The following is a 12,960-nucleotide window of genomic DNA, read 5'->3' as shown; positions in this document are numbered from 1 at the left end:
TATTTGAAAGTGTGATAATTAACGTTTATTTCTGCTAATAATAAAAAATAATTTTACCTTTGCCGGACAGTTTTAAAGAAGTTTTTTTATAAGACCTCTATGAGTTGATTAATAGCAAGAGAACCCTGACATTGTTGGGGTTTTCTATTTTAGGTTTTTGGACGATTCTAGTACCTTGGTTTTTAAATCTTCTTTGTAGGCTATAATTTTTTCCTGAATCTGAGCATCGGCACTTCCTAAAATTTGAGCTGCCAAAATGCCTGCATTTTTAGCGCCATTTAATGCCACTGTAGCCACAGGGACACCTCCAGGCATTTGAAGAATGGAGAGGACAGAATCCCAGCCATCAATAGAGTTGCTACTTTTAACAGGAACCCCAATGACGGGTAACGGCGATAATGACGCTATCATTCCTGGTAAATGAGCTGCGCCGCCCGCGCCAGCAATAATTACTGAAAGTCCGCGTAAATGTGCATTTTTTCCGTAGTCAAATAATTTTTCAGGGGTTCTGTGGGCTGAAACAATGTCTATTTCCACTTCAATAGCAAATTCTTTTAAAATGTCAATGGCGTCCTGCATTACGGGCAAGTCGCTTTTACTTCCCATTATAATTCCTATTTTACTCATATAGCTTATAGTTATAACACCAAAAAAGTTTTGTTTTAGGGTGTGCTTAGTGATATTACTTCTGACTGATTACCTGAATGAGATTTTTAACATCCTCTGCAATCTTGCGTGCCGTGTTTAAATCTTCGTTTACAATGGTAACATGACCCATTTTTCTAAATGGTCGCGTTTGTTTTTTGCCATAAATATGAGGGGTGACTCCTTCCATAGCCAATATATCTTCAATATGCTGATAGTGAACGTCTCCAGTATGGCCTTCAGCACCCACCAAATTTACCATAACGCCCGCTACTTTATGGTCTGTTTTGCCTAATGGTAAATTTAAAATAGCTCTTAAATGCTGTTCAAATTGAGACGTATATCCAGATTCTATGGTGTGATGCCCAGAGTTATGAGGTCTTGGAGCCACTTCATTTACTAGAATCTCATCGGTTTCTGTTTGAAACATTTCTACCGCCAATAGTCCAACATGGTTAAAGGCTTCAGATACTTTTAATGCTGTTTCTTGCGCTTTCTTAGCGACATGAAACTTAATTCTTGCAGGACAAATAACGTATTCTACCTGATTGGCCTCAGGATGAAATTCCATTTCGACCACTGGATAGGTTTTTACTTGGCCGTTTGGATTGCGACTAACAATAACTGCAAGCTCGTTTTTAAAAGGGATCATTGTTTCTGCAATGCATTCGCCATCCTGTAATTCTTTTAAATCAGATTTGCTGCGTACAATCTTAACGCCATTCCCATCATAGCCAAATTGCGCCGCTTTCCATACAAAAGGTAATTGGAGACCGCCATTGTCTATGGCATCCTCAATTTCAGAAACATAAGCAAAACGCACAAAATCTGCTGTGGGAATATTATGGTCTACATAAAATAATTTTTGAGTGGCCTTGTTCTGAATGGTTCTTAAAGTTTCAGAAGAAGGATAAACCTTGACACCTTCTTTTTCTAAGGCTTCTAAGGCATCAACATTTACATTCTCAATTTCTATGGTCAGCACGTTAACATTTTTGCCAAAATTATATACTGTATGATAATCCATCAAATTGCCTTGTGTAAATTCATTACATGCAATTTTTGAGGGAGCGTCGTCACTTGGGTCTAAAACGCAGGTATAAATATCAAATTTTCGAGTTTCAGTAAGTAGCATTTTGCCCAATTGGCCTCCACCAAGAATACCAAGTTTAAATTGAGAAGAAAAATAATTCATGTTTCAGGTTCTTAGAGCGAAAAAACAGTTAATTTTAGGTCAATAATAACGCAAAAGTACGTTTAAACTCTGAAAACAGTAAATCAAATCACATATTTTCGGGTGTAAATTTTAATTCAAAAAGCGTATCTTTGCATCTTTCAAAAACCTAAACCATTGATCAAACTTCACGATTTACATTTTAAGCCATTTATTTCTGAAAAGGAAATTGACGCTACAGTACAAAGAATGGTAGACGAGGTAGCTGCTGAGTTGAACGATGAAGTTCCCGTGTTTGTTGGGGTGTTGAATGGGTCATTCATGTTTGTGAGTGATTTTGTAAAGAAATATCCAAAACCATGCGAAGTCACATTTATTAAATTGGCATCCTATGAAGGTGTCAAATCTACAGAGGATATTGAACGGTTAATTGGATTAACACAAGATTTAACGGGCAGGACGGTTGTTATCCTTGAAGACATCATTGATTCAGGGAATACTTTAGAAGAGATCCATCGCATTTTTGAAAATGAAAACGTCAAGGAATTATTAATAGCAACACTCTTTCATAAGCCTGAGGCGTATAAAAAAGATTTTAAACTACATTATATTGGCATTGATATTCCCGATAAATTTATTGTGGGCTACGGATTGGACTACAATGGATTGGGAAGGGATTTGCCTGAAGTATATCAACTAAAAACAACTCAACACATGACTAACTTTGTCCTCTTTGGACCTCCAGGTGCTGGAAAGGGAACCCAGGCTAATTTTTTGAAGGAGACCTATAACCTCGTACATATTTCCACTGGTGATGTGTTTAGATCTAACATTAAAAACAAGACAGCATTAGGGATGCTTGCAAAATCTTTTATGGATAAAGGCGAGTTGGTTCCAGATCAAGTCACTATTGATATGCTTAATGCTGAAGTAGAAAAGAATGCAGGGGCCAATGGGTTTATTTTTGATGGTTTCCCGAGAACACATGCACAGGCAAAAGCTTTAGATCAATTAATGGATAGTAAAGATTCGCAAATTAATGCAATGATTGCATTAGAGGTTGATGATGAGGTTTTGGTACAACGTTTGTTAGGGCGCGGAAAAACAAGTGGAAGACCTGATGATGCCGATGAGGAAATTATCCGTAACCGCATTACGGAGTATTACAAGAAAACAGCTATTCTAAAGGATTACTATATGGCCCAAGACAAATATTGTGGTGTAAATGGGGTTGGTAGTATCTCAGAAATAACAGAACGTTTAATTAAGGTGATTGACTCATTGTAGGACATTCCTGATGTGGCTACCCTTGATTTTTGGAGTATAAATTTTTGTTGAATAGTGAATGGGTCATTGGAGTTGGGAGTTAATACTGAAACCATTCATTAAATAAAATGCCACAATTGTGGGAAGTGAACATGACTGAAGGAAATTTTGTTGATTATGTAAGGATGAATGTGCAGTCTGGAAACGGAGGCAAAGGTTCTATGCACTTACACCGTGAAAAGTTTATTACCAAAGGTGGCCCTGACGGCGGTGATGGTGGCCGTGGTGGCCATGTCATTATCAGAGGGAATGAAAATTTATGGACCTTATACCATTTAAAATTTAAGAAACATATCAGAGCCGGACATGGCGGTCATGGAAGTGGTTCTAGAAGTTCTGGTGCTGATGGTGAAGATGTTTACGTGGACGTGCCATTAGGAACCGTCGTAAGAGATGTTGAATCCAATGAAGTAATTTTTGAAATCACTGAACATGGTGAGGAAAAAATTATTGTTGAAGGTGGAAAAGGAGGGCTTGGCAACTGGCATTTTAAAACATCTACAAATCAAACACCGCGCTATTCGCAACCTGGTATTCCGTTAAGTGAACGTGATATTCTTCTCGAACTCAAAATATTGGCAGATGTTGGACTTGTTGGATTTCCTAATGCAGGAAAATCGACCTTATTATCTGTAATCACTTCTGCAAAACCTAAAATTGCAGATTATGAATTCACTACCCTAAAACCTAATTTAGGAATTGTGGAGTACCGAGATTTTCAGTCGTTTGTAATGGCAGATATTCCGGGGATAATTGAAGGTGCAGCGGAAGGAAAAGGGCTAGGTCATTACTTTTTAAGACATATAGAACGCAATTCTATATTGTTGTTTTTAGTGCCTGCAGATGCTCCAGATATTCACAAACAGTATGAAATCCTGTTGGATGAATTACGCCGTTACAATCCTGAAATGTTAGACAAAGATCGGTTTGTGGTCATTTCTAAAAGTGATATGTTGGATGCTGAACTTGAAGCAGAACTCAAGGCAGAACTTGATGAAACCTTACCAATAGATTATATGTTTATTTCATCTGTAGCACAAAAAGGAATTACAGAATTGAAAGATAAACTATGGAAAATGTTGAATGACTAAGAAGTCACCATTATAAAGTTTATGTATCTGTCATTGCGCAGTTTTATAGTATAGAAAAACAAGACAATGAAAGAAAAGTTTAGAGGTGTAGTAGATAGTACGGATAACAGAATAGGTCGTGTTTTCTCGCTTGTTATACAAGTGTTAATTATGGTTTCTGTAATTACGTTTTCTATGGAAACGCTTCCCAATCTTGAGCCTCAAACCAGAACCATCCTTCATTATATTGAAATATTTTGTGTTGTTATTTTTACCATAGAATATTTTATTAGAATTTACATTGCAGAAAATAAGCTGCGCTTTATTTTTAGCTTCTTTGGTATTGTAGATTTCCTTGCGATTCTTCCTTTTTATTTAGTAGTTGGTGTAGATTTGCGATCTCTAAGGGCATTGCGCTTTTTGCGTTTGTTCAGGATCTTAAAATTGGTACGCTATAATCGGGCGATGAATCAATTTTCTAGAGCTATAAAGGGGGCTAAAGAGCAAATATTTCTATTTATTTTTATCACCTTAATTCTCATTTACTTTGCGGCCGTAGGTATATATTACTTTGAAAATGAGGCACAGCCAGAACATTTCGCATCTATCTTTGATAGCTTATGGTGGGCAATAATAACCTTAACCACCGTTGGTTATGGAGATGTGTACCCTATTACGGTTGGCGGAAAAGTATTTACATTCTTTATCTTAATGATTGGCTTGGGTATCGTGGCTATTCCTACCGGTATCATTTCTTCAGCTTTGACCAATTCAGTAGACCGATCTAAATCAGAAGAGAACTAAGGTGCTAGGATTTTAATTTTAATACAATTTTAGGAATTCTATTTTAACCTACCCTTCTTTCGTTTTGTAACTTTGGATAAAACCATATGATTATGAAAGATTTAAATAATAAAGTAGCCTTAATCACAGGCGGCAGTAAAGGAATAGGGTACGGCGTTGCGTTGAGCTTACTTAATGAAGGGGTGCATGTGGCCATAACAAGCAGGAGCGAAGAAGGCGCTAAAGAAGTAGCAAAAGCGCTTGAAGCGGCCTCCACAACATCCGCAAAAGCATTGGGGTTCAAGGCAGATGTACGCAAGTACGAAAGTCAGCAACAGGTTGTCAAACAGGTGCTCTCAGAATTTGGACATATAGACATTGTCGTGGCAAATGCAGGTATTGGGCACTTTGGGTCAATAGAAAACTTAACGCAGGAGCAATGGCAAGAAACCATAGATACTAATTTGTCGGGTGTATTCTTCACTATTAAATCGAGTTTAGAAGCGCTAAAGCAATCCGAAGGGTATTTTATCAGTATTTCCAGTTTGGCAGGCACCAATTTTTTTGCAGGTGGTTCAGCTTATAATGCTAGTAAGTTTGGGGTGACCGGTTTTACACAATCGGTGATGTTAGATTTAAGACAGTACAATATTAAAGTGAGTACCATTATGCCGGGATCAGTTTCTACACATTTTAATGGAAATCAACCAAATCAGAGTGATGCATGGAAAATTCAAATAGAGGATATGGGCGAACTGGTGGTTGATCTGGTTAAAATGAACGACCGTACCTTGCCTAGTAAAATAGAAGTGCGGCCAACAATGCCTCCTAGTAAATAAAAGTAACGCACTTATTGTCTTAATCTAAAACGCCGAGGTTCAGCACTATTAACGCATAGAATTTAGTAACTTTAAAACAAAAATCATGAAAAAGAGAATTGTATTGATAGTTTGTTTTGCCGTCATAATGGCATGTGCGCCGGTGCGTGTACATTATGATTATGAAAGGGGCACAGATTTTAACAGTTATAAGACCTATAATTACTATGAGTCTATGGATACGGGCATGAGTGAATTGGATTTTAAAAGGATGGTGGAGGCATTGGATGCAGGCTTGCAAGCCAAGGGGCTGCAATTATCAGAGCAGCCAGACTTTCTTATCAATATCAAAAGTAGTCAGTTTCAAGAAAATCAACGCAATAACGTTGGTGTTGGGGTTGGAGGAAGTGGCAGATCAGTTGGTGGAGGTATTTCTATCGGAATTCCGGTAGGACAGCCCAAGATATCGCGCGAGATAGTAATTGAATTTATAGATGATTCTAAATCTGGTTTGTTTTGGCAAGCGGTTAGTGACAGTAACTATAATCCGAATGCAACCCCAGACGCTAAAGAATCTCAGTTTAACGTCATTGTTGCTAAGGTATTGGCACAATATCCACCTAAAAATTGAAGTATGTGTATGACCGTATCGGTATTTTTAACTGCTTTATGTCTTGCTCTTTCTATTTTAGTGCTTTAGGTTAAATTGTTGTGATATAATGACTTAAAATATCTGTAAGATTTTTGCCATGTATTTCATCGAAATAAATTGGATTTTCATCGATATAATGATACTTTCGTAATATATAGCCACCAAATCAAAATTTCATGAAAACCTTACAGTTAACTTTAACCTTACTGATGACCACCCTAATGTCTTTCGGGCAAATAACTAATCAAGAACGAAACGCACTTATAGCGCTCTATAATTCGACCGGTGGTGAAGCTTGGCAGCACACTTGGGACCTGACGGCCCCAATTGATACTTGGCATGGCGTGACTATAGTAGATAACAAAGTAACAGCGATTAATTTAGAAAATAATAGGCTGGCAGGAACTTTACCTTCTGAAATTGGAGATTTAGTGTATTTGGAAGAATTGAATTTATATAAAAATACAATTGGTGGCACAATTCCTTATAGCATAGGCCAATTAGGGTCATTAGAGACGCTTAACTTAAGCTTCAATCAATTAGAAGGGAGTATACCAGAGGAGTTAGTAACTCTTGGATCTTTAGAAGTTTTGAAATTGTTTATGAATGAACTCTCCGGAACTATTCCTGAGACTATAGATAAGTTAGATCAACTCAGAGTGTTGCAATTATATAGCAACAATTTAAGTGGGTTTCTACCAAAATCTATAGACAAGCTTAGTAAGTTGGAAGAATTGTTATTGAGCAGTAATAATTTAACAGGAAAATTACCATCAGACTTTTCTAATCTTAAAAATTTGAGAGTATTAAGTGTGTTTGATAACAAATTGTTAGGTACTATACCACGATCAATTGGTGAATTGGTCAATTTAGAAGAATTGGTATTGTCCAATAATGCCTTTTATGGTGAACTGCCAGATGAGTTAGAAAAAATGACCAAGCTGTGTGTTTTAATAATTGGCAATAACAATTTTAAGGGCGATTTGGCCCAATTAGGAACTAAATTCCCAAATTTAGTAGCTTATGATTTTGAGAATACGAATTCAGGTGAGGTACTTGCAACCTTAGACACAGAAGATTAGCTTTCATACAAGTATTAGTAAAGCTCCTGGCATTATTTGTTAGGAGTTTTTTATTTAATAAAGCTTTTGAAATTGAAAAAAAGCTCATATATTTGCAGTCCTAAAATGATACAGTCGGCATTATGAACCGAAAGTTAAAAGCTAAGCGTATCAGTTTTGAGTACACATCGCGGGATAGAGCAGTAGGTAGCTCGTCGGGCTCATAACCCGAAGGTCACTGGTTCGAGTCCAGTTCCCGCTACTAGAAAAATCAAGGCTTCACAGAAATGTGAGGCCTTTTTTTATTTGGTATAGTACAGAATAAGTACAGAATATTCCTATTTTCAAAATTCAATTCTATTTATGCTCATTTGCCTTCTATTGATAATAAATAGTATTAAATATCAAAATTGTGTTTGGATATAAAGCTGAACATTCTTTCTTTGCACAGCAGTTGCATCCCTATTTTTGTATCTTTGTCAAACTTTATGAAAATATTCGTTTCCATATCAATGTCAATTTTATTCTTTTTTCAGGGAATTAGCATTGATATGGATTTTTGTGGGCCAATAAAGGATATCTCAAATATCATTACCCATTATCAAAACCATAAGGTTTTTGGGGACTCTTTCCTTGATTATGTAGTTGAAGATTACATTGACAATGATGCAAAAAATGAAGGGCATCATAATAACCCAGATAAGGAAAATACACCAGTTCATTCTCATAATCAATGTTGTCATCCTTTAGTATTATTTATTGCGAACAACAATTCGGCCCTAATCAATCGACTAAAGTTTGAAGATAAAGAGCCGTTCAATTTATATACAGTTAACTTCTATTCCAGATATCTGGAATCTCTCTTCCAACCCCCGCGAGTATAATTCAGTTTTTTTTAAGGATAGCTATATCCTAACGTGATGCTTCTCAAAGTAAGCATTGCTTTATAAATGCGTTGCACCCATTCGCACCGTAAATTTTCAACTGAATTAATACATATTTATGATTAATAAAATCATTTCATTTTCCATTAATAATAAATTTATTATTGGGCTATTTATAGTGGTGCTTATTGGCACAGGCATATACTCAATGGCCACTATAAATTTGGGTTCCGTGCCTGATATTACCAACAATCAAGTTCAAGTTATAACAACTGCCCCTAATTTGGGAACGGAGGATATTGAGCAATTTGTAACCTTTCCCGTAGAATTGGCAATGGCAAATCTTCCAGACGTTATCGAACTGCGTTCGATCTCTCGTTTTGGACTGTCCGTGGTAACCATTGTTTTTAAAGACGAAGCAGGAACCTATCTGCCACGACAATTGGTCCAAGAAAAATTAACCGCAGTTGCGGAAGAAATCCCTGAAGGTTTTGGCACGCCTTTTATGGCGCCCATTACCACGGGCTTGGGCGAAATATTGCAATATACCTTAAAGGTTAAAGAAGGGTACGAAGAAAAATATGACGCAATGGAACTGCGCACCATTCAAGACTGGATCGTGAAACGCCAGATGGCGTTAGTCCCGGGAGTTGTTGAAGTAAATGCTTTTGGAGGCTATGTAAAACAATATGAAGTCGCTCTTAATCCTGCTAAACTAAAAAGTTTTGGCATCACAATGCACCAGGTCTTTGAAGCCCTTAAAGTGAACAATGCCAATACGGGTGGAGCTTATATTGAAAAAAACCACCAAGCCAATTTTATCCGTGGGGAAGGGCTGGCACGAAGTATCGCCGATTTGGAAAACACCGTTGTGACCACTCAAAATGGAAGCCCTGTTTTGGTAAGGGACGTTGCCGAAAAAGTGGGTTACGGTAACCAAGTGCGTTATGGTGCATTTACCCAGGATGGTCACGAATCTGTGGGTGGCCAAATATTAATGTTGAAAGGACAGAACCCAAGTAACGTTATAGAAAATGTTGAAAAGCGTATAGCCGAAATCCAAAAATCCTTGCCTGAAGGCGTGTATATCGATACATTTTTAAGCCAAAGCGAACTGATTGAGAGAACCACAAGTACCGTTAAAACAAATCTAATTGAAGGGGCACTCATCGTAATATTCGTTTTGGTACTCCTTTTAGGTAGCTTCCGTGGCGGTTTGATAGCAGCTTCGATAATCCCCTTGTGTTTATTGTTCGCATTTATTTTGATGAAGCAATTTGGTATTTGGGCAAATTTAATGTCCTTGGGTGCAATTGATTTTGGAATTATTGTTGACGGCGCGGTAATTATAGTGGAGGGAACGGTTTTTCACATTCATCAACGGATGAAGAAATCCAATGCAATTATGGGACAATCCGAGATGGATGAAATAGCCTATGATTCTTCAAGTAAAATGATGAATTCTGCCTTTTTCGGTCAACTAATCGTTCTTATTGTTTTTACACCTATCCTGTTTTTAACTGGTGTGGAAGGGAAAATGTTCCGACCAATGGCCTTTACCTTTGGATTTGCAGTTTTAGGCGCTATCATCCTTTGTCTTACCTATGTGCCAATGATGTCGTCATTATTTTTAAAACCTGCCAAAAACCAAAATAGTTGGTTTGCCAGATTTGAAAATCGGATGGATAGGATAAGCGATAAAATTATGGGCCTTTTGAATCGCGTGTATCTGCCCATACTGAATTTTTCACTTCGTTTTAAAGCAGGGGTCGTAATAGGTGCGGTTGCCTTGCTATTGATTGCAGGATTTGTATTCAAAAATATGGGAGCTGAATTTATCCCGAAATTTGATGAGGGCGATATTGCGTTTCAAGCGTTAATAAAACCGGGCAGCAGTCTTACAGAGACCATCGAGGCTTCAAAGAAACTTGAAAATCTAATAAATGAATTTCCCGAAGTTAAAACTGTAGTTTCAAGAATCGGGGTAGCCGAAATCCCAACCGACCCAATGCCTATGGACATTGCCGATAGTTACATTATTCTTGAAAAAGATAAAAGCAAATGGACTTCCGCAGACAGTAAAGAAGAGCTTATAGAAAAAATACAGGAGAAAATTTCGGTGGTTCCCGGTGTCAACTTTGTATTTACCCAGCCGGTGGAACTTCGTTTTAATGAGTTGCTAACTGGAGTCCGTGAGGACGTGGCAATCAAATTGTACGGAGAAGATTTGGATGTGTTGGCAGATAAGGTACAGGAAATCGCAGCGGTAATACGTGAAGTGCCGGGTGCAGCAGACCTTAACGTAGAGGCTACAAGCGGTTTGCCACAAATGACAGTAGTGTATAACCGCGCAAAAATGGCGCAATACGGTGTAACCGTGGATAAATTGAATGATTATGTAAGTGCCGCCTTTGCAGGCGAAAGGGCAGGTGTGATTTTTGAAGGCGAAAAGCGTTTTGATGTGGTCATCAGGTTGGCAGAGGACTTTAGACAAGACATCAATAGTTTAAAAAATCTTTACATAGACCTGCCGAACGGTGCTCAAGTGCCTCTAAAGGAAGTTGCGGATATCAGTTATAAATCCGGGCCAATGCAAATTTCAAGAGACAACACTATGCGTCGTATATCTGTGGGTGTAAATGTTCGTGGACGCGATGTAAAATCGATGGTCGAGGAAATTCAGCAAAAACTGGAAACGGAAGTGGAACTGCCACCAGGTTATTACGTCACTTATGGAGGATCATTTGAAAACCTGCAACGTGCATCAGACCGATTGATGATAGTAGTGCCCATCGTTCTACTAACAATATTTATCCTGCTTTATTTCGCTTTAAATTCATTTTCACAGGCTTTGATGATTTATATGGCAGTGCCTTTGGCGGCAATAGGCGGGGTTTTCATTTTGTTGATCCGTGGAATGCCTTTCAGTATTTCGGCAGGGGTCGGGTTTATCGTACTCTTTGGAGTAGCGGTTTTAAACGGTCTGATACTCATAAACAAATTCAATGAACTAAAAGAAAGTGGAATGACAGATTTAAAAAAACGTATATACGAAGCTACGCACGAACGTTTACGTCCCATTTTATTGACTGCCATTACCACAATTATGGGCTTTATCCCAATGGCGGTTTCCACCTCTGGTGGTGCAGAAGTACAGCGACCATTGGCAACAGTAGTCATTGGAGGAATGCTTACGGCAACATTTTTGACCTTGGTGGTTATTCCTATTCTTTACTATTGGCTGGAATCGAGAAAGGAACGAAACAATACAAAGGGGGATATAAGCTATGTCAACAGGTCAACAAACATTATAACGGTATTATTGATGGTTGGAGGTTTGATGGCTTCTGGTACTTCATTTGCCCAAGACAATAGTCAAGATGGTACAATTCCAAAGACCTTGACCATTGATGAGGCCATTGCTATGGCAAAACAGAATTATCCTACGCTCAAGGAAAGCCAGGCATTTATTGAACGGGAAAAGGCGATGAAAGGCACCAGTTTTGACCTTGGTAGTACGGAAGTATTCACTGGCAAGGAAGAATATGGCAATAACCTACCCGGAATACAAACAACCGTTGGTGTGCAACAGGGAAATATTGATTTGCTTTCCGGGTTTTCAAAATCGAAATTTTACAAAGAACGTATTGCCTTGGGAGAAAAGTTTTTTGTGGCAAGTGAACAACAGTTGGTGCGTAATGTGATGCAGGCGTATGACCAAATTAATTATTACAAGGCACAGTTGCGTTTTGCTGACCAATTGGACAGTACTTATGCCAATTTTAAGAACGCTGCCCAACTTAGGTATGACACAGGAGAAACAGGCAAGTTGGAGTTTATTGCAGCCTCTTCCGAATTTCAGCAGATACAAGTATTAAAACAACAAGCTTTCGATGATATTGAAATCGCCAAACGTGCCTTAAAGCAATATTTGGGAACCGATGAAAACATCGAGACGGTTGATGGCGTTTACGAGCCATTGGATTTTATGGCTACATTAGATTCAACTTCAGTGGCAAATAATCCAATGTTGCAATATGCCTTGCAAAATGCCGAAGTAAGCAAGGCAAACGTGGGTGTCGAAAAATCCCAATTTCTACCTAAATTTAGTTTATCGTATGGCAGACAAGTTGTAGATGAAGTGTCAGGCTTCAATACTTTTCAGGCAGGCATTAGCATTCCACTATGGTTTTTTCCGCAAAAGGCAAGAGTCAAGTCAGCTAAGGCAGACGCAATGATGGCAGAATATCAATATTTGGAACAAAAAGAAGTTACGGAAAGCCGTGTTTCGCAATTGCTCCAATCCCTCGAAAAAACTAAGAAGACCTTGCAATATTATAAAGAAGGCGCACTGCTATTGGCAGAGGAACAGATAGCCACGGCACAGTTGGCATCCAAGGAAGGCGAAATTGATTACGTTAATTACATTACAATTCTAAACAGTGCCATCCGCATCAAACAAAACCATTTACAATACATAAACCAGTTTAACCAGCAGACGATTGAGATACGATACCAACTGGGCAATTTATAATCAAAAAAAAGGA

9 protein-coding genes and 1 tRNA gene are annotated in these 12,960 nt (G+C 38.1%); 8 read left to right on the top strand and 2 right to left on the bottom strand.

Features of this window, described 5'->3' with window-relative positions:
• Positions 1-144: 144 nt before the first annotated feature.
• Positions 145-627, bottom strand: coding sequence for a 5-(carboxyamino)imidazole ribonucleotide mutase (gene purE / locus BXY82_RS15095; protein WP_133759053.1), 483 nt, complete (start codon positions 625-627; stop codon positions 145-147).
• Positions 628-682: 55 nt separating this feature from the next.
• Positions 683-1,840: a 5-(carboxyamino)imidazole ribonucleotide synthase gene (locus BXY82_RS15090; protein ID WP_133759052.1), complete on the bottom strand. Its 1,158-nt coding sequence runs from the start codon at positions 1,838-1,840 to the stop codon at positions 683-685.
• A gap of 156 nt (positions 1,841-1,996) precedes the next feature.
• Between BXY82_RS15090 and BXY82_RS15085 the strand changes: the two genes are divergently transcribed.
• From BXY82_RS15085 to BXY82_RS15045, 8 genes are all read left to right on the top strand, one after another.
• A complete protein-coding gene (locus tag BXY82_RS15085) occupies positions 1,997-3,106 on the top strand; it encodes an adenylate kinase (protein ID WP_133759051.1) in 1,110 nt (369 codons plus the stop codon).
• A gap of 131 nt (positions 3,107-3,237) precedes the next feature.
• Positions 3,238-4,236, top strand: coding sequence for a GTPase ObgE (gene obgE, locus BXY82_RS15080; protein ID WP_133759096.1), 999 nt, complete (start codon positions 3,238-3,240; stop codon positions 4,234-4,236).
• 66 nt (positions 4,237-4,302) lie between these two features.
• On the top strand, positions 4,303-5,019 hold the full coding sequence (locus tag BXY82_RS15075; RefSeq protein WP_133759050.1) for an ion transporter: 717 nt from the start codon (positions 4,303-4,305) through the stop codon (positions 5,017-5,019).
• A gap of 92 nt (positions 5,020-5,111) precedes the next feature.
• Positions 5,112-5,837 (top strand): SDR family oxidoreductase, encoded by a 726-nt coding sequence (locus BXY82_RS15070; RefSeq protein ID WP_133759049.1) that lies wholly within the window; start codon positions 5,112-5,114, stop codon positions 5,835-5,837.
• 85 nt (positions 5,838-5,922) lie between these two features.
• A complete protein-coding gene (locus tag BXY82_RS15065; protein WP_133759048.1) occupies positions 5,923-6,447 on the top strand; it encodes a DUF4136 domain-containing protein in 525 nt (174 codons plus the stop codon).
• A gap of 197 nt (positions 6,448-6,644) precedes the next feature.
• Positions 6,645-7,550, top strand: coding sequence for a leucine-rich repeat domain-containing protein (locus tag BXY82_RS15060; protein ID WP_243835864.1), 906 nt, complete (start codon positions 6,645-6,647; stop codon positions 7,548-7,550).
• A 168-nt stretch (positions 7,551-7,718) separates the two neighbouring features.
• Positions 7,719-7,791: transfer RNA gene (locus BXY82_RS15055), tRNA-Met, on the top strand.
• A gap of 740 nt (positions 7,792-8,531) precedes the next feature.
• Complete coding sequence (locus BXY82_RS15045; RefSeq protein WP_133759047.1) at positions 8,532-12,947, top strand: CusA/CzcA family heavy metal efflux RND transporter; 4,416 nt, start codon at positions 8,532-8,534, stop codon at positions 12,945-12,947.
• The last annotated feature ends 13 nt before the right edge of the window (positions 12,948-12,960 follow it).

Origin of the sequence: Gelidibacter sediminis (assembly GCF_004364975.1) — a bacterium.
GTDB lineage: Bacteria > Bacteroidota > Bacteroidia > Flavobacteriales > Flavobacteriaceae > Gelidibacter > Gelidibacter sediminis.
Note: the sequence above shows the minus strand (reverse complement) of the source record. Positions and strands in the feature narration are given on the sequence as shown.